This window comes from Cellulomonas jepli (assembly GCF_047229345.1).
Lineage (GTDB): Bacteria > Actinomycetota > Actinomycetes > Actinomycetales > Cellulomonadaceae > Cellulomonas_A.
The window spans coordinates 51252-73234 of the sequence record NZ_JBFTER010000011.1; the positions used below are offsets into that span (position 1 = coordinate 51252).

The 21983-nt window shown below is 74.4% G+C and carries 20 protein-coding genes; 6 read left to right on the top strand and 14 right to left on the bottom strand.

The window, feature by feature from the left end:
• Positions 1–59 precede the first annotated feature (59 nt).
• From era to AB6N24_RS04510, 4 genes are read right to left on the bottom strand one after another with little or no spacing between them, the layout of a single operon-like run.
• Positions 60–977: a GTPase Era gene (gene era, locus AB6N24_RS04495; RefSeq protein ID WP_412868225.1), complete on the bottom strand. Its 918-nt coding sequence runs from the start codon at positions 975–977 to the stop codon at positions 60–62.
• Positions 974–2293: a hemolysin family protein gene (locus tag AB6N24_RS04500; protein WP_412868226.1), complete on the bottom strand. Its 1320-nt coding sequence runs from the start codon at positions 2291–2293 to the stop codon at positions 974–976. The genes era and AB6N24_RS04500 overlap by 4 nt, the downstream gene beginning before the upstream one ends.
• Positions 2290–2742, bottom strand: coding sequence for an rRNA maturation RNase YbeY (gene ybeY, locus AB6N24_RS04505; RefSeq protein ID WP_412868227.1), 453 nt, complete (start codon positions 2740–2742; stop codon positions 2290–2292). Before ybeY ends, AB6N24_RS04500 begins: the two co-directional genes overlap by 4 nt.
• Complete coding sequence (locus AB6N24_RS04510; protein ID WP_412868228.1) at positions 2739–3740, bottom strand: PhoH family protein; 1002 nt, start codon at positions 3738–3740, stop codon at positions 2739–2741. The genes ybeY and AB6N24_RS04510 overlap by 4 nt, the downstream gene beginning before the upstream one ends.
• A gap of 275 nt (positions 3741–4015) precedes the next feature.
• On the opposite strand from AB6N24_RS04510, the gene AB6N24_RS04515 reads away from it, so the two are divergent.
• A complete protein-coding gene (locus AB6N24_RS04515; protein WP_412868229.1) occupies positions 4016–4552 on the top strand; it encodes a Gmad2 immunoglobulin-like domain-containing protein in 537 nt (178 codons plus the stop codon).
• Positions 4553–4660: 108 nt separating this feature from the next.
• Here the strand turns inward: AB6N24_RS04515 and AB6N24_RS04520 are convergent, their stop codons facing one another.
• From AB6N24_RS04520 to AB6N24_RS04535, 4 genes are all read right to left on the bottom strand, one after another.
• Positions 4661–5497: a 16S rRNA (uracil(1498)-N(3))-methyltransferase gene (locus AB6N24_RS04520; protein ID WP_412868230.1), complete on the bottom strand. Its 837-nt coding sequence runs from the start codon at positions 5495–5497 to the stop codon at positions 4661–4663.
• A 4-nt stretch (positions 5498–5501) separates the two neighbouring features.
• Positions 5502–6629 carry a molecular chaperone DnaJ gene (gene dnaJ / locus AB6N24_RS04525; protein ID WP_412868231.1) on the bottom strand — a complete coding sequence of 376 codons (1128 nt, stop codon included), beginning with the start codon at positions 6627–6629 and terminating at the stop codon, positions 5502–5504.
• Positions 6630–6669: 40 nt separating this feature from the next.
• Entirely contained in the window at positions 6670–7701 is a 1032-nt protein-coding gene (hrcA, locus tag AB6N24_RS04530; protein ID WP_412868232.1) for a heat-inducible transcriptional repressor HrcA, read from the bottom strand.
• 275 nt (positions 7702–7976) lie between these two features.
• Positions 7977–9116 (bottom strand): EAL domain-containing protein, encoded by a 1140-nt coding sequence (locus AB6N24_RS04535; RefSeq protein WP_412868233.1) that lies wholly within the window; start codon positions 9114–9116, stop codon positions 7977–7979.
• Positions 9117–9317: 201 nt separating this feature from the next.
• Between AB6N24_RS04535 and AB6N24_RS04540 the strand changes: the two genes are divergently transcribed.
• Entirely contained in the window at positions 9318–10184 is an 867-nt protein-coding gene (locus AB6N24_RS04540) for a DUF3097 domain-containing protein (protein ID WP_412868234.1), read from the top strand.
• A 12-nt stretch (positions 10185–10196) separates the two neighbouring features.
• Here AB6N24_RS04540 and AB6N24_RS04545 read toward each other — a convergent pair whose 3' ends face one another.
• Entirely contained in the window at positions 10197–10901 is a 705-nt protein-coding gene (locus AB6N24_RS04545; RefSeq protein ID WP_412868235.1) for a hypothetical protein, read from the bottom strand.
• Positions 10902–11089: 188 nt separating this feature from the next.
• Between AB6N24_RS04545 and AB6N24_RS04550 the strand changes: the two genes are divergently transcribed.
• Positions 11090–11464 (top strand): DUF4870 domain-containing protein, encoded by a 375-nt coding sequence (locus tag AB6N24_RS04550; RefSeq protein WP_412868236.1) that lies wholly within the window; start codon positions 11090–11092, stop codon positions 11462–11464.
• Entirely contained in the window at positions 11461–11955 is a 495-nt protein-coding gene (locus tag AB6N24_RS04555) for a DUF4870 domain-containing protein (protein WP_412868237.1), read from the top strand. Before AB6N24_RS04550 ends, AB6N24_RS04555 begins: the two co-directional genes overlap by 4 nt.
• A gap of 164 nt (positions 11956–12119) precedes the next feature.
• On the opposite strand, the gene hemW is transcribed toward AB6N24_RS04555, so the two are convergent.
• Both hemW and lepA read right to left on the bottom strand, forming a co-directional pair.
• Positions 12120–13358: a radical SAM family heme chaperone HemW gene (hemW, locus tag AB6N24_RS04560; protein ID WP_412868238.1), complete on the bottom strand. Its 1239-nt coding sequence runs from the start codon at positions 13356–13358 to the stop codon at positions 12120–12122.
• Positions 13355–15223, bottom strand: a complete 1869-nt coding sequence (gene lepA / locus AB6N24_RS04565; protein ID WP_412868239.1) for a translation elongation factor 4 — start codon at positions 15221–15223, stop codon at positions 13355–13357. The genes hemW and lepA overlap by 4 nt, the downstream gene beginning before the upstream one ends.
• A 102-nt stretch (positions 15224–15325) precedes the next feature.
• On the opposite strand from lepA, the gene AB6N24_RS04570 reads away from it, so the two are divergent.
• Both AB6N24_RS04570 and AB6N24_RS04575 read left to right on the top strand, forming a co-directional pair.
• Positions 15326–16024, top strand: a complete 699-nt coding sequence (locus AB6N24_RS04570) for a maleylpyruvate isomerase family mycothiol-dependent enzyme (protein ID WP_412868240.1) — start codon at positions 15326–15328, stop codon at positions 16022–16024.
• Between the two features lie 228 nt (positions 16025–16252).
• Positions 16253–18367 (top strand): putative bifunctional diguanylate cyclase/phosphodiesterase, encoded by a 2115-nt coding sequence (locus AB6N24_RS04575; protein WP_412868241.1) that lies wholly within the window; start codon positions 16253–16255, stop codon positions 18365–18367.
• Between the two features lie 51 nt (positions 18368–18418).
• Here AB6N24_RS04575 and AB6N24_RS04580 read toward each other — a convergent pair whose 3' ends face one another.
• Genes AB6N24_RS04580 through AB6N24_RS04590 form a run of 3 tightly spaced genes read right to left on the bottom strand, consistent with a single transcriptional unit; the run spans position 18419 to position 21752 of the window.
• A complete protein-coding gene (locus AB6N24_RS04580) occupies positions 18419–19255 on the bottom strand; it encodes a transglutaminase family protein (RefSeq protein WP_412868242.1) in 837 nt (278 codons plus the stop codon).
• Entirely contained in the window at positions 19252–20181 is a 930-nt protein-coding gene (locus AB6N24_RS04585) for an alpha-E domain-containing protein (RefSeq protein WP_412868243.1), read from the bottom strand. The genes AB6N24_RS04580 and AB6N24_RS04585 overlap by 4 nt, the downstream gene beginning before the upstream one ends.
• Entirely contained in the window at positions 20175–21752 is a 1578-nt protein-coding gene (locus AB6N24_RS04590; protein ID WP_412868244.1) for a circularly permuted type 2 ATP-grasp protein, read from the bottom strand. Before AB6N24_RS04590 ends, AB6N24_RS04585 begins: the two co-directional genes overlap by 7 nt.
• Between the last annotated feature and the right edge of the window lie 231 nt (positions 21753–21983).

Genomic DNA, 21983 nt, shown 5'->3' on the forward strand with positions numbered 1-21983 from the left:
ATTATCGCGCAGCCCCTCACCAGGACCGGGAGCCACCCCGGGCCGCAGGGCGGTCGTCGTCAGAAGCCCATCCGCCCGAGCTGCTTCGGGTCGCGCTGCCAGTCCTTGGCGACCTTGACGTGCAGGTCGAGGAACACGCGCGTGCCGAGCAGCGCCTCGATGCCGCGCCGGGCCTCGGTGCCGACCTCGCGCAGCCGCGAGCCGCCGCGACCGATGATGATGGCCTTCTGGCTGTCGCGCTCGACGAAGAGGTGCACGCGCACGTCGAGCATCGCGGGCCCCTGCGCACCGTCGGGCTGCGGGCGCGGGACGATCTCGTCGACGACCACGGCGAGCGAGTGCGGGAGCTCGTCGCGCACGCCCTCGAGCGCCGCCTCGCGGACCAGCTCGGCGACCATGACGTTCTCGGGCTCGTCGGTCAGCTCGCCTTCGGGGTACAGCGCCGGGCCCTCGTCGAGGTGCCCGATGAGCACCTTCTCGAGCTCGGCGACCTGGTAGCCCGACTCGGCCGAGACCGGGATGATGTCGGCCCACTCGCCGAGCGCCGAGACGGCGAGCAGGTGCTCCGCGAGCCGCGCCTTGCCGACGAGGTCCGCCTTGGTGGCGATCGCCACGACCGGCGTACCCCGGCCGTCGCGCGCGAGCTCGCTCAGCTGCTCGGCGATGTACCGGTCCCCCGGGCCGACCTTCTGGTCCGAGGGCAGGCAGAAGCCGACGACGTCGACCTCGGTCAGGGTGTCCTTGACGAGGTCGTTGAGGCGCTCGCCGAGCAGCGTGCGCGGGCGGTGCAGGCCCGGGGTGTCGACGAGCACGAGCTGCGCGTCGGGGCGGTGCACGATCCCGCGGATGGTGTGGCGCGTCGTCTGCGGGCGGCCCGAGGTGATCGCGACCTTCTGGCCCACGAGCGCGTTCGTGAGCGTCGACTTCCCGGCGTTGGGCCGGCCCACGAGGCAGGCGAATCCGGATCGGAAGGTCATCGGGTGGCTCCAGGTGTGGCATCGGTGGACGCGTCGGCGACGACGTCCTCGGGGGTGTCGTCGGGCGCGTCGTCGGCGCTCGTCGCGCTGCGGCTCACGAGCAGCGTCGCGACCTGCTTGCGCCGGCCCTGCGTGCGCTCGGCGACGAGGTGCAGGCCGTGGATGTCGCCGGCCGAGCCGGGGATCGGGACCTTGCCGAGCGCCTTCGCGAGCAGGCCGCCCGCCGAGTCGACGTCGTCGTCCTCGACGTCGAGCTCGAACAGCTCCCCGAGCTCGTCCTTGCCCAGCCGGGCCGGCACGCGGAAGGTGCCGTCCCCGAGGTCCTCGACGACGGGGCCGCTCGGGTCGTGCTCGTCGGTCAGCTCGCCGACGATCTCCTCGAGCGCGTCCTCGATCGTCACGAGGCCCGCGACGCCGCCGTACTCGTCGACCACGATCGCCATGTGGGAGGACCCGGCCTGCATCTCGCGCAGCAGGTCGTCCGCCGGCTTCGACTCGGGGACGAACACCGCGGGACGCGCGATCGACGCCGCGGGTGCGTCGGCGGAGCCCGGGTCGTCGTGCTGGCGGCGCACGAGGTCCTTGAGGTACAGCACGCCGCGCACGTCGTCGACGGACTCCCCCACCACGGGCACGCGCGAGTAGCCCGAGCGCAGCAGGAGCGAGAGGACCTTGCGCAGCGGTGTCGCCGCGTCCGTCGTGACCATGTCGGTGCGCGGGACCATGACCTCGCGGGTCAGCGTGTCGCCGAGCTCGAGCACCGAGCGGAACATGTCCCGCTCGTCCTCCTCGATGCCCTCCGACTCGCTCACGCGCTGCACCATCTCCCGCAGCTCGTCCTCGTCGAGCTCCGCGGTGCGGCCCGCACCGGGCGACGCGCGCGCGACCCAGCCGACGAGCGCGTGCGTCGCGGCGAGCAGCGGGGCGAGCCAGACGAGCACCGTGACCGGGTGCTGGCGACCGAACGTGCGCGGGCTGACCCGGACGAGCAGGTACGCGACGACCGCGCACAGCGCACCGGCCACGAGCAGCACGACCCACCACGGGAGCGGGCGGCTCGCGACCACGAGCGTCAGGCACACCGTCGCCGTCATCTCCGCGAGCAGCCGCACGAAGGCGGCCGAGGACGCGACCTCGCCGGGTCGCTCGGTGAGCCGGTGCACCCGCGCGGCGCCGGGGCGCCGCTCCGCGAACAGCTCCGTCACCGCGGAGCGGGTCACGCGCACGACGGCGACCTCGCCCGCGCTGAGCGCCGCCGCGAGCGCGATCCCGACGACCGCGAGCACGACGAGCAGGCCGACGGGGATGTCGGTCATCGCCCGGCCAGGAACGTGAGCAGGAGCTGGCGCTGGAGCGCGAACATCTCCTTCTCCTCCTCCGGTTCCGCGTGGTCGTACCCGAGCAGGTGCAGGATCCCGTGGGTCGTGAGGAGCAGCAGCTCCTCGGCGGTCGAGTGCCCCGCGACGCGCGCCTGCTGCGCGGCGACCTCGGGGCACAGCACGACGTCGCCGAGCAGGCCGGCGGGCGTCTGCTCGCCCTCGCGCCCCGGGCGCAGCTCGTCCATCGGGAAGGAGAGCACGTCCGTGGGGCCGGGCTCGTCCATGTACCGCACGTGCAGGTCCGTCATGACCTGCGTGCCGACCAGGAGGATCGACAGCTCGGTCTGGGGGTGCACGTGCAGCGCGTCGAGCACGTACCGCGCGAGCGCCGCGAACTCGGCCTCGTCGACCTCGGCGCCCGACTCGTTGTTGACCTCGACGCTCACGTGCGGTCCCACCGTGCGTAGGCGTCGATGATGTCGCTCACGAGCCGGTGGCGGACCACGTCCGAGGACGACAGCCGGCAGAACGCCACGTCGTCCACGTCCGCGAGGATCGACTCGACGACCCGCAGCCCCGAGGTCGTCGCCGAGGGCAGGTCGACCTGCGTCACGTCGCCGGTGACGACGACCCGGGACCCGAAGCCGAGGCGCGTCAGGAACATCTTCATCTGCTCGGTCGAGGTGTTCTGGGCCTCGTCGAGGATGATGAAGGAGTCGTTGAGCGTGCGCCCGCGCATGTAGGCGAGCGGCGCGACCTCGATCGTGCCGGCCTCCATGAGGCGCGGGATCGAGTCGGGGTCGACCATGTCGTGCAGCGCGTCGTACAGCGGGCGCAGGTACGGGTCGATCTTGTCGTTGAGGGTCCCGGGCAGGAACCCGAGCCGCTCGCCGGCCTCGACCGCGGGCCGGGTCAGCACGATGCGGTTGACCTCGCGCGCCTGGAGCGCCTGGACGGCCTTGGCCATGGCCAGGTACGTCTTGCCGGTCCCCGCGGGCCCGATCCCGAACGTCACGGTGTGCCGGTCGATCGCGTCGACGTACTCCTTCTGCCCCGTGGTCTTGGGGCGGATGGTCTTGCCGCGGCTCGACAGGATGTTGAACGTGAGGACGTCGGCCGGGCGCGCCCCGGCGTCGGCGGCGAGCATCGCCACCGAGCGGGTCACGACGTCCGGGGTCAGCGGCGTGCCGCTCGCGGCCATCTCGACGAGCTCGTCGACGAGGCGCGCCACGAGGGCGACGTCGCCCGCCGGTCCGGCGAGGCTGATCTCGTTGCCGCGCGCGTGGATGTCGACGTCCCGGAACCCGGCCTCGACGGCCCGCAGCACCTCGTCGCGCCGGCCGAGCAGCTCGGCCATCGAGATCTCCGGGGGGATCGTGATCCTGTGCTCGAGGTGGGCGGTCACGCCTGCGCCACCGCGCCGTGCGGATGTGCTGTCGGTCATGTGCTCGGCTCGCGCCTCGCGCTCCTTCGGTGCGGACCCTCTCCGTTCCCGGCGCCCTCAGCGGGCCCGGGATCCCCTGCGCTGCTGCGGGGACCCCACGAGTCTACCGAGGGACGCGCCCGGATGGCCCGCGCACCGCGCGCGTGCTGCGTGCGGCGCCCGCGGGTGCGGATCGGGCGCCCGTGGCGCGTCCTGCGCGGGACGTCGACCGACCGCGGGCACACTCGGGACGTGCGCCGAGCGGCGCGCCGGACGACGAGGGGGACGCGATGCACGTGGGAGCCGGACGAGACGGGCGGGCTGCGGCCACCACGGTGCTGCTGCGCGCCACGACGGCCGCGCTCGGGCTCGGCCTGCTCGCCGCCTGCGCGGGCACGAGCGGCGAGGACCCGACCGCGAGCGCGAGCCCCGAGCCGTCCGCGACGCCGACCACCACGGCGTCGCCCACGCCGGAGCCGACGGTCGAGCCCTCGGCCACGGCGGTCCCGGGCGACGTCCCGACGAACGGCCCGGTCGCCATCACGGCGCCCACCTCCGGTGCGACGCTCGCCGGCCCGCAGGTCGAGGTGACCGGGACGGGGACGGCGTTCGAGGGCACGCTGCTCTGGGAGGTCGTGTCGGTCGAGACCGGCGAGGTGGGTGCGCAGGACTTCACGACGGGCGGCGCGAACGGCGAGATCGGCCCGTTCGCCTTCACCGCGACGGTGCCGCCGGGGACGTGGACGCTGCACGTGTGGGAGCCCGGCATGGGCGAGGGCGACACCGCCGAGGGACGCCGCAACGAGGCGACGGTGACGTTCACGGTGTCCTGACCGTCGGCGGCCGGACCGCCGGCGACGTCGAGCCCTCCCAGCCGGGCTACGCCCGGACGCGCAGGACGGCGCGCGGGCCGCAGCACGACGGAGCCGCGAGACCGCGTCTCAGGACCAGCGGCCGAGGCGCTCCGCGAGCAGGGCGAGCGCGACCGGGCCCGCGGTCGACGTCCGCAGCACGTGCGGTCCGAGCCGCACCGTCAGCGCGCCCGCCTCGGTGAGCGCGTCGACCTCGCGCCGGGAGATCCCGCCCTCGGGGCCGACGACGACGAGCACCTCGACGGGGGCCACGTCCGCGTCCGGGCCACGGTCCTCGGGTGCACCGACGCCCTCGGGGCCGGGTCCCGCAGCAGCCGCGCCCGACGTCGGGAGCGCGACCGACGCGAGCGGCGCGCTCGCCTCCTCGTGCAGCACGAGGGCGAGCCCGCCGCGCCGCGCCGTCTCCTGGACGCGCTGGACCAGCCCCCGGCCGTCGAGCGCCGTCCCGACCTCGGGGACCCACGCACGCCGCGACTGCTTCGCCGCCGCCCGGACCGTGCCGAGCCAGCGCAGGCGGCTCTTGGCCGCGCGGTCGCCCCGCCACACGACGACCGAGCGCTCGGCCTGCCACGGCACCACCGCGTCGACGCCCACCTCGGTCGCCGCCTCGATCGCGAGCTCGTCCCGGTCGCCCTTCGCGAGCGCCTGCACGAGCACGAGCGCGACGCCGGGCGCCGGCTCCTCGACGCGCGCCTGCACCCGAAGCTGCACGCCCTCGGGGTGGGCGCCCTCGACGACGCACTCGAGGCGCACGCCCCGGCCGTCGACGACGTCGACCCGCTCACCGGGCGACCGCCGCTGGACGACGCCCGCGTGCCGCCCCTCGGCGCCGTCGAGCAGGTGCAGGGCACCCGTCCCGACGCCCGCGAGGCTCCCGGGCTCCGCGAGGAAGACCGGCGCGCTCACCGGCTCAGCGCCCCGCGAGCTTGTCGCGCAGCTTGGCGAAGACCCCGGCGTTCGCCGCCGAGAGCCGCCCCTCGGGGCGCTCCTCGCCGCGCAGCACCGCGAGCCGGCGCACGAGCTCGGCCTGCTCGTCGTCGAGCGACGTCGGGACCTGCACCTCGACGTGCACGTGCAGGTCGCCGCGGCCGCCGACGTGCAGGCGCCCCACGCCGAGCCCCTTGAGCGTCACGACCTGGCCCGGCTGCGTGCCCGGGCGCAGGTCGATCTCGCGCGGGCCGTCGAGCGTGTCGAGCACGAGCACCGTGCCGAGCGCGGCCGCCGTCATCGGGACCGGGAGGTTGCAGTGCAGGTCGTCGCCGTTGCGCATGAACGTCTCGTGCTTGCGCTCGCGCACCTCGAGGTACACGTCGCCCGCGGGACCGCCGGCCGGGCCGACCTCGCCCTGGCCCGTGAGCTTGATGCGCGTCCCGGTGTCGACGCCCGCGGGGACGTCGACGCTCAGGGTCCGGCGCGAGCGCACCCGCCCCTCGCCCGAGCACTCGGTGCACGGCTCGGGGATGACGGTCCCGAAGCCGTGGCACGCGGCGCACGGCTGGGAGGTCATGACCTGGCCGAGGAACGAGCGCGCGACCCGCTGCACGCTGCCCCGCCCGCCGCAGACCTCGCACGTGCGCGGCGACGTCCCCGGGCGGCAGCACGTGCCCGAGCACGTGGGGCACACGACCGCGGTGTCGACCGGCACGTCGCGGTGCACGCCGAACGTCGTCTCCGCGAGGTCGAGGTCGAGGCGCACGAGCGCGTCCTGCCCGCGACGCGCGCGCGGGATCGGGCCGCGCTGGGCACCCGCACCCGCCGCCGCCCCGAAGAACGTCTCGAAGATGTCCTGGAAGCCGAAGCCGCCGCCCATGCCGCCGCCCGGCGACGCCGGGTCCGCGCCCAGGTCGTACATCCGGCGCTTCTCCGGGTTGGACAGCACCTCGTAGGCGCGCGAGACGTCCTTGAAGCGCTCGTCGGAGGCCCCCTCCGTCCCGGCGACGTCCGGGTGGTGCTCGCGCGCGAGGCGCCGGTAGGCCTTCTTGATCTGCTCCGGGCTCGCGTCGCGCGGCACGCCGAGGATCTCGTAGTAGTCGCTCACTGAACTCTCTCTGTGCTGGGGGGAACGCAGGGGGGAGGCGTCATCCGGCGAGGATCCGGGACAGGTACCGCGCGACCGCGCGGACCGAGGCCATCGTCGCCGGGTAGTCCATGCGCAGCGGCCCGATCGAGCCGATCCGGGCCACCGCCGTGCCGTCGTCGCGCGCGCCGCTGTAGCCGCTCGTCACGAAGCTCGTCTCGAGCAGGCCCTCGTGCTGGGTCTCGCGCCCGATGCGCACCGCGACCCCGCCCGAGTCCTCGGCCATCTCGCTGAGCAGCCGCAGCAGCACGACCTGCTCCTCGAGCGCCTCGAGCACCGGGCCGATGGTGTGCGTGAAGTCCGAGCCGGTGCCGCGCGCGAGGTTCGCGGTCCCGGCGAGCACGATGCGCTCCTCGATCTCCTGCCGCAACGTCTCCTCGACGACCGCGACGACCGAGCGCACGAGCGGCACGTCGTGCGGGGCGAACGCGTCGGGGAGCGCGGCGAGCACCCCGTCGAGCTCGGGCAGGCGCCGGCCCGCGGCCGCGACGTTGAGCCGCGTCCGGAGCTGGGCGACGACGCCCTCCTCGACGTCCGCGGCGAGCTCGAGCGTGCGCTGCTCGACGCGGCCGTTGTCCGTGATGATGACGACGAGCAGGCGCCGGTCGCCGACGGGCACGAGCTCGAGGTGACGCAGCGCCGAGCGCCGCAGCGACGGGTACTGCACGACGGCGACCTGCTGCGTGAGCTGCGCGAGCAGCCGCACGGAGCGGTCGACGACGTCGTCGAGGTCGACGGCGTCCTCGAGGAACGACTGGATCGCGCGCTTCTCGGGCGCGGACAGCGGCTTGACGGTCGAGAGGCGGTCGACGAACAGCCGGTAGCCCTTGTCGGTCGGGACGCGGCCCGCGGACGTGTGCGGCTGGGCGATGTAGCCGCCCTCCTCGAGAGCCGCCATGTCGTTGCGGATCGTCGCGGGCGAGACGCCGAGCGAGTGGCGCTCGACGAGCGCGCGGGAGCCGACCGGCTCCTTGGTCTGCACGTAGTCCTCGACGATCGCGCGCAGCACGTCGAGCTTGCGGTCCTCGCTCATCGCACCTCCTGGCCGTCGGACCTGTGGCGTGCCCGGCGCGTCGGCCGCCGGACGGCGCCCACGGGACGGGGCGGACCGGCGCAGGCGTAGCACTCAGGCATCGAGAGTGCCAATTCTACCTGGCGGACGGCGCTGCCTCGCGGCGGGCAGGGCGCACGTGACGCGTGCCACGGCCCGGCGTCCCGGTCGCTGCGGGCCCGACCGGCGCGTCGGCTCCCGCCCCGGGGGTCCACGGATCCCGTGGGCGCGCTCTCGCGGCTCGGCGAGGCGTCCGCTCAGGCGGCGGGGACCCGCTGCACGAGGTGGTCGACGAGGTCGCCGACGTCGACCGTCCCCAGCACGATGCCGCTCGCCTCGACGCACACGACCGGCGCCCCGCGCCAGATCACCGAGCGGGCCGTCGCGCGCCGGAGCACCTCGAGCGGCGCCGCGGACGGTGTCACGACGAGCGCGGGCGCGAGGTGCGTCCCCCCGGACGGGTCGCGGACGACGACGCTCGCGGGACGGTTGCGCGCGTCGAGCACGACGGCACCCGGCGCCGCGCCGGTCGCGTGGCGGGCCATCGTCGCGGGCAGCACCTGCGCGACCCGGACGAGGCCGACGACGTGCTCGCCGCGGTCGGTGCTCGCCGCGGTCGCGCGCACGAACGCGGTCATGTCGTCGTCCATCCCCGTCCACCCCGACGCGGGCCGACCCAGCGCGTAGCCCTGCACGAGCGGCACCCCGAGGTGGATGAGGGCCGCGAGCTCCTCGCGCGTCTCGACGCCCTCGGCGACGAGCCAGGCGTCCATCTCCCCCGCGAGGTCGCCCAGCATCCGCACCGTGGCGCGCTGCACCGGGTCGGCGTGCACCCCCGTGATGAGCGCGCGGTCGAGCTTGACGATGTCGGGCCGCACGCGCAGGAGCTGCGTGAGCCCGGAGTGCCCGGTGCCGGCGTCGTCGATCGCGACGAGCCCGCCGAGCGCCCGCACCTCGGCGAGCACGTCGCCGAGCGCCTCGTCGTCGTGCGCCGCGACGTGCTCGGTCAGCTCGACCACGACGCCGTCGAGCCGGCCCCGCTCGAACAGCGCACCGCGCACGACCGGCTCGGCCATGAGGTGCGGCTCGACGTTGATCGAGCAGAAGCCGTCGACGACGCCGCGCTCGCGCAGCGCGTGCATCGAGCGCAGCACGATCGCGGTGAGCAGCGCGTCGACCCCGCGCCGCCGCGCGGCCGCGAACCACACGTCCGGGCTCGCCGCCGGCGGACCGTCGAAGCGCGAGAGCAGCTCGTACCCGCCGACCCGCGCGTGCGTCACGTCGATGATCGGCTGCGCGACGAGCCGCACGCCCTCCCCTGCGAGCACCCGGTCCAGCGCGTCGTCCCACACCGGGTCGTCGAGCTCGTCCGTCGCGCGCGTCACGACCGCCGTCATGCCTCCCCCTCGCCCGTAAGTCACAGCCGACTTGTCCATCGGTTGTCCAGGTCCGCGACATGAGGCCCGGGACCCGACGTGTTTTCCCTGGTCACGCACCGGCCCGTCACCCACCGGGACGGCCCAGCGGAGCGTCACCCGGACGCGCCGTGGCACGCGCACGCCGTGCCCGTCCGTGGACCCCGCGTCTACGCTGCCCGGGTGACCCACGACCGCTACGGGAACGACGTCCTCGGGAGCACCCGGCCGGCGTCCTCGCACCACCGCGCCCCCCGCACCTCACGCCCGCAGGCCGCCGAGCCGGGCCTCGTCGTCGAGGAGGTCATGACCGGCTGGGTCGGGGCCGTCGTGCGCGTCGAGAAGTCCGGCGGCCAGCACGTCGTGGTGCTCGAGGACCGGCGCGGGAGGACACGCACGTTCCCGCTGGGCCCCGGCTTCTGGGTCGACGGCGAGCCCGTCGACCTGCGCGCGCCCGCGGGCCCCGCGGCGCCCGCCGCACCGACGCGCACCGCCTCGGGCTCGGTCGCGGTCCCGCACGCCAAGGCCCGCGTCGCGCGCGGCAGCCGCATCTGGGTCGAGGGCAAGCACGACGCCGAGCTCGTCGAGAAGGTGTGGGGCGACGACCTGCGGCTCGAGGGCGTCGTCGTCGAGCTGCTCGACGGCGTCGACAACCTGGCCGACGCGCTCGCGGACTTCGGCCCGACGCGCGAGCGCCGCGTCGGCGTCCTCGTCGACCACCTCGTGCCCGGCTCGAAGGAGCGCCGGATCGCCGACGCGGCGATGCGCACGGTCCCGGCCGGCACGGTGCTCGTGCTGGGGCACCCCTACGTCGACGTCTGGCAGGCCGTGCGTCCCGAGCGGATCGGCCTCACCGCGTGGCCGACGATCGAGCGCGGCACCGAGTGGAAGCACGGCATCCTGCGCGAGCTCGGCTGGCCCGCCGACGAGCAGGCCGACGTCGCGCGGGCGTGGCAGCGCATCCTGCGCTCCGTGCGCTCCTACGCGGACCTGGAGCCGTCGCTGCTCGGGCGCGTCGAGGAGCTCATCGACTTCGTCACGACGGGCTGAGCCGGCCGAGCGTCACGGGGAGACCGGGCGCCCCAGCAGAGTCCGGAAGAGGTGCGTCTGCGCGACCACCACGAGCGGTGCGGCGAGCACCACGCCCACGCCGCACACGAGCACCCCGACGAGGCACGCGAGCAGCGCCACGACCGCGAAGCCCGCGCACGCCCCGAGGTTGCGCTGCACGAGCGTCGCGCTCGACCGCAGCGCCTCGACGGGCCCCAGGCCCGTGTCGAGCACGAAGAGCAGCGTGAACTGCGCGTAGAGCACGACGGCGAGCACGGGCAGGTAGCACAGCAGCGTGCCGAGCCCCGCGAGCGCCGCGACGAGCAGGGCCGCGAGGAGCACCGGGCCGGTCCGCCCGCCGTGGGTGAACGTGCGCGCGGTCGGCCCCCGGCCCTCCGTCACCGCGAGCGCGCCCCGCGTGAGCACAGCCTGCACGAGCCCCGCGAGCAGCATCCCGGTCACCGCGAGCAGCAGCACGAGGCCCGCGAAGCCCGCGACGCCGAGCACCCGGAGCGCGGACGCGTCCTCGCCCGCGACGGCGTCGACGAACCGCGCGACGCCCCGGCCGACCGCGAGCGTCACGAGCAGCTGGAGCAGGGCCGCAGCCACGGTCGCCACCAGCGCGGCCAGGAGGAACGGCCCGGCGTGGTCGCGGACCTTGCGGGCGGCGTATCCGTAGGCGTCCTCGACGCCCCTGTCCGGCATGGGGTCGCTCATCGTTCTCCTCGGGTCGGGTGCGGCACCATCCTGGCTGCACGACGGTCCCGGCACCCGTCCGGCCGCGCCCGACCGGGGCGTGGTGGGCGGATTTTCCCGGGTTTGTCCCAGCACCGCACCCCGGACGACTAGTGTGCGGCGCATCGGCGCGTCCGCCGCGCCGAAACCCCTGACGCGAAAGGCTCGACATGAGTGACCACCCGCCCGCGGGGCACACCGCCGCCCCCCTCACCGACGCGGAGACCCGTCAGTGGGCCGGCCTGGCCCACCTCGGCGGGATCCTGTGGATCATCCCGGGCCTCATCATCTGGCTGGTCTTCCGGGCGCGCAGCGCGTTCGTGGACCAGGAGGGCAAGAAGGCCGTCAACTTCCAGATCACGCTGCTGCTCGCGAGCATCGCGATCGGCATCCTCGGCGGCATCCTGGACCCGCTGTGGGCACTCACGCAGCTCGCCCAGTTCGCCCTCTGGGTCGTCTCGATCATCTTCTCGATCCAGGGCTACCTCGCCGTGCAGCGCGGCCAGGCCTACCGCTACCCCGTCTCCCTGGAGCTGATCAAGTGACCACGAACCCCGAGAACCCGCAGCAGCCCTCCGGCGCGGTCCCGCCGCCGCCCGCGGCCGGCTACGGCCAGCCGGGCGCCGTCCCGCCCCCGCCCGCGGCCGGATACGGCGCACCGCAGGGCGGCTACCCGCCCGCCGGCTACGGCGCCCCGGGCGCCGGCGCGCCGCTGAGCGACTCCGACCAGCGCACGTGGGCGATCGTGGCGCACGTCGGCGCGATCCTGTTCTCCTTCGTCGCGCCGCTCGTCGTCTGGCTCGTCTTCAAGGGCCGCGGCGCGCTCGTCGAGGACCAGGCGAAGGAGGCGCTCAACTGGTCGATCACCGTGATCATCGTGTACGTCGTCGGCATCGTCCTCAGCGCGGTCCTGATCGGGATCCCGATCCTGTTCGTCGCCGGCATCGCCGCTCTGGTCTTCGGCATCCTCGCCGCGGTCGCCGCGAGCTCGGGCCAGTACTACCGGTACCCGGTCACGCTGCGCCTGATCAAGTGAGCTGACACCAGCACGACCACGCCCCCGGTGCGCCCGACGCACCGGGGGCGTCGTCGTACCGGCGGCGTCGTCGTACCGGCGGCGTCGTACCGGCGGCGTCCTGCCGGCGGCGTCCTGCACCGTGACCGCAGCGCGGGCCCGCGTTGGGCGCCGCGGCGAAGGCGTCAGTCCGTGAGCGTGCGGACCACGGCGTCCGCGAGCAGCCGCCCGCGCTGGGTGAGCAGCACCCGGCGCTCCCCGTCGGCGCCGAGCGCGGCCCGGCCGTCGACGAGCCCGTCCGCGACGAGCCCGGCGACCCGGCCACGCGCGGCGTCGGTCAGCGCCCCCAGCCCCAGCCCGTCGGCGAGCCGCACGCCCAGCATCACGCGCTCGAGCTGCGCCGCGTCGTCGGCGACGGTCTCCCGCCCCGCAGCCGGGCTCAGGCCGCGCGCGAGGCGGTCGGCGTACGCGCGCGGGTGCTTGACGTTCCACCACCGCACGCCGCCGACGTGGCTGTGCGCACCGGGCCCGACACCCCACCAGTCGTCCCCGCGCCAGTACGCGAGGTTGTGCCGGCAGCGGTCGGCGTCCGTGCGGGCCCAGTTGCTGACCTCGTACCAGCCGAGCCCCGCGGCGGTCAGGAGCTCGTCGGCGAGCTCGTACTTGGCGGCCAGGTCGTCCTCGGTGGGCAGCGCGAGCTCCCCGCGGCGGACCTGCACGGCCATGCGCGTCCCGGTCTCGACGACCAGCGCGTACGCGGAGACGTGGTCGACGCCGGTGGCCAGCACGGCGTCGAGGCTCGCCCGCCAGTCGTCGAGGGACTCCCCCGGCGTGCCGTAGATGAGGTCGAGCGACACGCGCAGCCCGGCGTCCTGGGCCCAGCGCACGACGTCGGGGATGCGCCGCGGGTCGTGCGTGCGCTCGAGCGTCGCGAGCACGTGCGGCACGGCGGACTGCATCCCGAACGACACGCGCGTGAAGCCCGCGGCGGCGAGCTCCGCGAGCGACCCCGGCGTCACCGAGTCGGGGTTGGCCTCGGTCGTGACCTCGGCGTCCGAGGTCAGCCCCCAGGCATCACGGATCCCGTCGAGCATCCGCACCAGGTCGCGCGCGGGCAGCACCGTCGGCGTGCCGCCGCCCACGAACACGGTCGAGACGGGCCGCGCAGGCAGGTCCGCGTCGCGCAGGACCCGCGCCGCGAGCGCGATCTCGCCGAGCGCCGTCGACGCGTACGACGCCTGGCTCGCACCGCCGCCGAGCTCGGTCGCGGTGTACGTGTTGAAGTCGCAGTACCCGCACCGCACGGTGCAGAACGGCACGTGCAGGTACACCCCGAGCGCCCGGTCGTGGGCGCCGTCGCGGACCGGGGCGGGCAGCGCGCCGTCGTCGGGTGCGGCGTCGCCGTCCGGCAGCGCCGGGCTCACTTCTTCTTCGCGTCCTTGTTCACGCTGCTGCCCGCGGCCTCCGAGGACAGCGCCGCGATGAAGGCCTCCTGCGGCACGTCGACCCGGCCGATCGTCTTCATGCGCTTCTTGCCCTCCTTCTGCTTCTCGAGGAGCTTGCGCTTGCGGGTGATGTCGCCGCCGTAGCACTTCGCGAGGACGTCCTTGCGGATCGCGCGGATGGTCTCGCGGGCGATCACGCGGGCGCCGATCGCCGCCTGGATGGGCACCTCGAACTGCTGGCGCGGGATGAGGTCCTTGAGCTTGCCGACCATCATCACGCCGTAGGCGTAGGCCTTCTCCTTGTGCACGATCGCGCTGAACGCGTCGACCTGCTCGCCCTGCAGGAGGATGTCGACCTTCACCAGGTCGGCGGCCTGCTCACCGCTGGGCTCGTAGTCGAGGCTCGCGTACCCGCGGGTCTTCGACTTGAGCTGGTCGAAGAAGTCGAACACGATCTCGGCGAGCGGGAGCGTGTAGCGCATCTCGACGCGCTCCTCGGACAGGTAGTCCATCCCGAGCAGGTCCCCGCGCCGCGTCTGGCACAGCTCCATGACGGCCCCGATGAACTCGCTCGGGACCAGGATCGTCGCGCGCACGACCGGCTCGCGGACCTCCATGATCCGCCCGCCCGGGTACTCGCTCGGGTTCGTGACCGTCACGACGGTGCGGTCCTCGAGGGTCACGTCGTAGACGACGTTCGGCGCGGTCGAGATGAGGTCCAGGTCGAACTCGCGCTCGAGCCGCTCGCGCACGATCTCGAGGTGGAGGAGGCCGAGGAAGCCGACGCGGAACCCGAAGCCCAGGGCCACCGAGGTCTCGGGCTCGTAGATCAGCGCCGCGTCGTTGAGCTTGAGGCGGTCGAGCGCGTCGCGCAGCACCGGGTAGTCGGTCCCGTCGAGCGGGTACAGGCCCGAGAACACCATGGGCTTGGGGTCGCGGTAGCCGCCGAGGTCCTGCGTCGCGGGCTTGCTCGCGTTCGTCACCGTGTCGCCGACGCGGGACTGGCGCACGTCCTTCACGCCCGTGATGAGGTAGCCGACCTCGCCGACCCCGAGGCCCTTGGTCACGACGGGCTCGGGCGAGATGACGCCGATCTCGAGCAGCTCGTGGGTCGCGCGCGTCGACATCATCGCGATCTTCTCGCGCGGGTTGAGGTTGCCGTCGACGACCCGGACGTACGTCACGACGCCGCGGTAGGTGTCGTAGACCGAGTCGAAGATCATCGCGCGCGCCGGGGCGTCCGCGTCACCGGTCGGCGCGGGGATGAGCTCGACGATCCGGTCGAGCAGCGCCTCGACGCCCTGGCCGGTCTTGCCCGAGACCCGCAGGCAGTCCTCGGGGTCGCCGCCGATGAGCTTCGCGAGCTCCTCGGCGTACTTCTCGGGCTGCGCGGCCGGCAGGTCGATCTTGTTGAGCACCGGGATGACCTGGAGGTCGTTCTCCATCGCGAGGTACAGGTTCGCGAGCGTCTGCGCCTCGATGCCCTGCGCGGCGTCGACCAGCAGCACGGCCCCCTCGCACGCCGCGAGCGAGCGCGAGACCTCGTACGTGAAGTCGACGTGCCCGGGGGTGTCGATCATGTTGAGCGCGAACGGCTGCACCACGCCGGACGCGTCCGCGACGCCCCACGGCATCCGCACGGCCTGCGACTTGATCGTGATGCCGCGCTCGCGCTCGATGTCCATGCGGTCGAGGTACTGCGCGCGCATCGCCCGGGCGTCGACGACGCCGGTGGCCTGCAGCATGCGGTCCGCGAGCGTCGACTTCCCGTGGTCGATGTGCGCGATGATGCAGAAGTTGCGCAGGAGCTCGGGCGGCGTGGCCGCCGGCTGGATGCGCTGCATGCCCGCGGCGGCTGGGATCGGGGACAACTCGGGTTCGCTCCGGCTTCGACGGGGGTCGGGGTTCGGGCCCCGATGGTCGACCGGGCCCGCCACCATGGTCCCATGACCGACGCGGACCTCGACCATCTGGCGCTGCTCGAGCTCGTGCAGCGCGAGCTCCACGCCACGATCGGCCTCGTCCCGGCGGGCACGCCCGTGCCGTCGTGCGGCCGGTGGACCGTGACCGAGCTCGTCGACCACCTCGCCGCGATCCACCACTGGGCCGCCGCGATGGCGCGCGGGCACGACGAGGAGCCGCTCGAGCGCGGGTCGGTGCCGCTCGACGAGCACTACGCCCGGTGCGCGCACGAGGTGGCCGCGACGCTCGCCGCGCTGGGCCCCGACGCGCCCGGCCGGACGCTCGAGGGTCCCGGACCCGCGTCGTTCTGGCGCCGGCGCCAGCTCCACGAGACGCTCGTGCACCTGTGGGACCTGCGCACCGCGGGCGGGCTCGGCGTCGAGGCCGCACCCGAGGTGTGGGCCGACACCGTCGACGAGGTCGTCCACGTGATGCAGCCGCGGCAGGTCCGCCTGCGGCGCATGCCGGCGCTCGACGTCGCCGTCGACCTCACGGCGCTCGACGCGGGCCGTGAGTGGCGCCTCGGACCCGGCGGGGTCGCCGCGCGCGTCGCGGTGGCGGGGTCGGCGGAGTCGCTCGCGCTGCTGCTGTGGGGTCGGCGCACGCCCGGGGGGCCGCACCTCGCGGTCGCCGGGGACGCCGCCGCCCTGGACCGGGTGCTCGCTCAGCCGCTCGTCCCCTGACGCCGTCCCGGACGTGTGTCCGTCGAGGCGGGCGCCGCACGTGCGTCATGATTCTGGGTGTGCCGCGCGCGACCCAGGTCGTCGCACGGCGCACGGGGGGAAGGGGAGCACGACGTGCCGAACACGGCGCCAGGACCGGACGACGCGCCCGGGGAGCAGCACACGCTCGGATCTGCTCAAGCAGCGAGCCTGCCTGCCGATGAGGGGGCGACCCTGTCTGGAGGCAGCATGCTCGGCACGAACCCGCCGCGACCCGTGTCGCTCGGTGGCGTCCGCCTGCCCGACGCGATGGTCGACGCCCTCCAGGAAGGCGTCCTCATCTGCGACGCCCGCGGGGTCGTCGTCGACATCAACGAGGCCGCGGGCACGATCCTCACGCTCGACCGCGAGCAGCTGCTCGGGCTCGACCTCGCGTCGCTCGTCTACGACGCGGTCGGCCCCGACGGGGCACCGCTCCCGGCGGACGACCTGCCGGTCGCGCTCGCCCGCCGCACGAACCAGCCCGCGTCGAGCACGATCAAGGTCAGACGAGGCTCCCCCCACCCGCTGTGGCTGCGCGCCACGGCGATCCCGTTCGTACCCGTCGAGGACGAGGTCTGGTGCATGGTCACGCTCACGGACGTCACCGGCGAGCAGCACGCGCAGGAGCGGCTGCGGCACAGCGAGGAGACCTTCCGGCTCACGTTCGAGGACGCGCCGATCGGCATGGCGATCGTGTCGCTCGACGGCCGCTACGTCGAGGTCAACCGGGCGCTGACCGAGAGCCTGGAGCGCACCCGCGAGCAGCTCGTGGGGGCGTCGTTCGAGGACATCACGCACCCCGAGGACCTCGAGACGGACCTCGCGCACGGTGCCCGCCTGCTCGACGGCAGCCTCGACTCGTTCCAGATCGACAAGCGCTACCTGACGCCCGGCGGCGACACGATGTGGGCCCGGCTCACGGTCTCGGTCGTGCGCGACGCCGACGGCTCGCCGGTGCACTTCGTCAACCAGATCGAGGACGTCACCGAGATGCGGCTCGCCCAGGAGCAGCTCGAGCGGCGCGCGCTGTACGACCACCTCACCGGGCTCGCGAACCGCAGCCTGCTGCTCGACCGGCTCGCGCACGCGCTGACCCAGCACGCGCGCACGGGCAACCTCGTCGCCGTCGCGTTCGCCGACCTCGACCACTTCAAGCGCCTCAACGACTCGCTCGGGCACGACGCGGGCGACCGCATGCTCAAGGCCGTCGCGGAGCGGATGACCGGCGCGGTGCGCGCGGGCGACACCGTGGCCCGCATCGGCGGCGACGAGTTCGTCGTGGTCCTCGAGGGCGTCGACTCCGCGGAGCACGCCGGCGAGCTGCTCGACGAGCTGCTCGCCGCCGTCGAGCTCCCGCTGCACATCGACGGCCACGAGGTCGTGCCGCGCCTGAGCGCCGGGCTGACCGTCAACGACGGGACCGGGGTCGCGGAGGAGGTGCTGCGCGACGCCGACACGGCGCTGTACGTCGCCAAGGACGCCGGGCGCTCGCGCTGGGAGGTCTTCCACGACGTCTACCGCCGTGACGCGCTGCGCCGCCTCTCGGTCGAGACCGAGCTGCGGACCGCGATCGAGCGGGGGCAGTTCCTGCTGCACTACCAGCCGGTCGTCGAGCTCGACACCCGCCGGACCGTCGCGTACGAGGCCCTCGTGCGCTGGATGCACCCGCGTCGGGGCCTACTCCTGCCCGGGGAGTTCGTGCAGATCGCTGAGGAGTCGGACCTGATCAACGGGATCGGCGGGTGGGTGCTGCGCGAGGCCGTGGAGTTCCTGGCCCGGCACCCCGAGCTGCCCGGCAAGGTGTACATCAACGTCTCGCCCCGTCAGCTCGGTCGCGGCACCCCCGCGACCGACGACCGGGAGGCGGGCCTCGCCCCGCTCGTCGCGCAGGTGCTGCGCGAGAACGACGTGCCCGCCTCGCGGCTCGGCATCGAGATCACCGAGAACGGCGTGCTGCAGGCGACCGAGCAGACGCGCGAGGACCTCGAGCAGCTCGCCGCGCTCGGCGTGGAGCTGATGCTCGACGACTTCGGCACCGGCTTCTCGGCGCTCACGTCGGTGCTGTCGACGCCGGTGAGCGGCCTCAAGCTCGACCGCTCCTTCACGGTGCGGCTCGGCGACGGCGCGGCGTGCGACCGGATCAGCACCGCGATGGCCGCGCTCGTCGACTCGCTGTCGAGCCACGGAGTCGTCGAGGGCATCGAGACCGAGAAGCAGTGGGCGCTCGCGCTCGGCCACGGGTGGACGCACGGCCAGGGCTGGCTGTTCGGGCACGCGGTCGCCGAGAGCGCGCTGTTCCCGGTCCTCGACACGGCGTTCTGACCGTCCCGGCGGTGCGGCCCGACCCTCGTCGCGGCCGCACCGCCGGGCGCGTCAGGCCTCCTGCGTGATGCGCACCTGCACCTCGAGGTCGATCGTCCCCGCGCCCGCGTAGATGCCGCGCAGCGGCGGGACGTCGTCGTACGAGCGCCCCCGCGCGAGCACCACGTGCCGCTCGCCGGCGACCGTGCGGTTCGTCGGGTCGTACGGGTGCCACTCGCCGGACCACCACTCGACCCACGCGTGCGACTCGCCGACGACCGTCTCGCCGATCGCGTCGGCGACGGGGTGCAGGTAGCCGGAGACGTACCGCGCCGGGATCCCGACGCTCCGCAGCGCTCCCGCGGCGAGGTGCGCCATGTCCTGGCACACGCCGGTGCGCGCCGCCCACGCCTCGCTCGCCGGGGTGTGCACGGCGGTGACCCCGGGCACGTACTCGAGCTCGTCCCGCAGCGCCGCGCACACCGCCACGGCGGCCTGCGACGGCTCGAGGCCCTCGGCGACGCGCGCCGCGAGCTCGGCGACCTCGGGCGGCGCCTGCGTCGTCGGGGTGTCCGCGAGGAACTCCGCGAGGTGGTCGCGCAGCTCAGGGCTGCGCAGGTGGTCCCACGTCGTCTCCGAGCGCACGTCGCGCCGCGGGGCGATCTCGACGCGGTGCTCCGACGTGATCACGAGCGACTCGTGCGGGGTCAGCACCTCGAACACCGTCACGTGCGCACCCCAGTAGTCGCGGTGCTCGGACATCCACGTGTGCGGCTGGACCTCGAGCCGTGTCTCGAGCACGGACTGGCCCGGCTGCGACAGCGGGGTCATCCGCGCCTCGTTGTACGACGCCGTGACCGGGCTCGCGTACCGGAACGACGTCGTGTGGACCACGTGCAGCCGGCTCACAGCGCCTCCCCCACCCAGTTCGTGACGTGCCCCGACGGGAAGTAGCGCGCACGGATCGCGTCGCTCGCCGCCGAGCACGCGCGCTGCACGCGCTCCATCTCCTCGGGCAGCCCGTCGAGCACCTCCATGAGCGGGCGGTACTCGAGGCTCGCGCGTGCGTGGCCGAGGTGGCGCAGCGCGTCGTCGACGCTCGAGCGGGTCGTGACCGGCTCGAGCGCCGTGAGGCACGACTCGGCCTGCCCGAGGGCGAACACGAGCGAGCGCGGGAACAGCCGGTCCAGCAGGAGGAAGCCGGCGGCGCGCTCGTCGGACGCGATGCCGCGGTAGGTGCGCAGGTACGCCTCGTGCGCACCGCACGAGCGCAGCAGCGTCTGCCAGCTCGGCCCGGTCGCCCCGACGAGCGCGCGCGTCGTGAGCAGCCGCGCGGTCATGTCGACGCGCTCGATCGAGCGCCCGAGGACCATGAACTGCCAGGTTTCGTCGCGCGACGTGACCGAGTCCATGAGCCCCGCGACGACCGCGGCCCGCTCGCGCACCCACGTGAAGTAGTCGTGCGGCCGCGCGGGGCGCATGTGCGACGGGAGCTGGTTCCACGTCGTGTTGAGGCACTCCCACAGGTCCGTCGAGATGATCTCGCGCGCGCGCCGGGCGTTCTCCCGCGCCGCGACGAGCGACCCCGCGATCGCGCTCGGGGCCCGGCGGTCGTAGGCGAGGATGTCGAGCACGCTCTCCCGGCCGACCGCGACCCCCGCCGGGGGCGCGGGGCGGTCCATCACCGAGAGCAGCGAGCGGCACGCGAGGTCCTCCTCGGCCCACGGGTCCTCGAGCAGGCTCTGCACGTGCACGTCGAGCAGCCGGGCGGTGTCGTCCGCGCGCTCGATGTACCGGCCGATCCAGAACAGGGACTCCGCGATGCGGCTCAGCACGTGCCCACCCCGTCCTGCACCTGCTGCTGCTGCATGACCTGCGCGCGCAGGTCGTGCGGGTTCGCGTCGATCGGCACCGACGCCGACGCCGGCACGGTCTGCGGCGCCGTGTCGCCCGTCGCCTGAGCGCGCCGCGGCAGCGCGCCGCCCAGCACCCACGTGTCCTTCGAGCCGCCGCCCTGCGAGCTGTTGACCACGAGCTGCCCCTCGGGGAGCGCGACGCGCGTCAGGCCGCCGGGGAGCACCCACACGGAGTCGCCGTCGTTGACCGCGAACGGGCGCAGGTCGACGTGCCGTGGCCGGAGCCGGTCCTCGATGAGCGTCGGGACCGTCGAGAGCTGCACGACCGGTTGCGCGATCCACCCCCGCGGGTCCGCCAGGAGCCGGTCGCGCAGCGCCGCGAGCTCCGCGCGAGACGCGCTCGGCCCGACCACGAGCCCCTTGCCGCCCGAGCCGTCGACCGGCTTCACCACGAGCTCGTCGAGGCGGTCGAGCACCTCCTCGAGCGCGCCGGGGTCCTCGAGCCGCCAGGTGTCGACGTTCGCCAGCACGGGCTCCTCACCGAGGTAGTAGCGGATGAGGTCGGGGACGTAGGTGTAGACCAGCTTGTCGTCGGCGACGCCGTTGCCGACCGCGTTCGCGATCGTGACCGTGCCGGCCCGCGCGCACGTCATGAGGCCCGGGCTGCCCAGCAGCGAGTCGGACCGGAACGCGACCGGGTCGAGGTACTCGTCGTCGACGCGGCGGTAGATGACGTCGACGCGCCGGCGCCCCTGCGTCGTGCGCATCCACACGCGCCCGCCCGCGCAGAACAGGTCGCGGCCCTCGACGAGCTCGACGCCCATCGACCGGGCGAGCAACGAGTGCTCGAAGTACGCGCTGTTGTAGACGCCCGGGGTCAGCACGACGACGGTCGGGTCGTCGACGCCGTGCGGCGCCGCGGCGGTGAGCGCGGCGAGCAGGCGCCGCGGGTAGTCCTGCACCGGGCGGATGCGCAGCGCGGCGAACAGCTCGGGGAACGTCTGGGCCATGGCGCGGCGGTTCGAGAGCACGTAGCTCACGCCGCTCGGCACGCGCACGTTGTCCTCGAGCACCCGGAAGCCGCCCACCTCGTCGCGCACGAGGTCGATCCCCGAGACGTGCACGCGCACCCCGTTGGGCGGCTGGACGCCCCGGGCGGCGCGGTGGAAGTGCGTCGAGGAGACGACGAGGCCACGCGGCACGACGCCGTCGGCGACGGCCTTCTGCGGGCCGTACACGTCCGCGAGGAACGCCTCGAGCGCCCGGACGCGCTGCGCGACGCCCGGCGCGACATGGTCCCACTCGGCCCCGGTCAGCACGCGCGGTGTGACGTCGAGGGGGAAGGGCCGCTCCTCGCCCGCGAAGTCGAACGTGACGCCCTGCGCGAGGTACGACCGCGCGAGGGTGTCGGCGCGGGCGCGCAGCTCGGCGGCGGAGAGCTGGGCCAGCGACGAGTGCACGTGCTCGTACGCCGGCCGCACCCCGCCCACGCCGTCGAGCATCTCGTCCCAGGCAGCCCCGGGCGGGTAGTCGTCGAACACGTCCGCCATGATCCGGACCCTAACGGCGCCGTGCGTCCGGCGCGTTACGTGCGGCCCCGTGCCGCGCCGCGGCCGGCCGCTAGGGTTCCCCCGTGCGCGGACGGACGTGGGGGCGGGTGCTCGACGCGGTGCTGCGCGCCGTGACGTCCAACGGCGGGGCCCGGACAGCCGGCCGCGGATCGGGCAGCGCCGCAGCGGCCGGGTCGACGACGCGGGCCCCGGCCCGGCGCACCCCGCAGC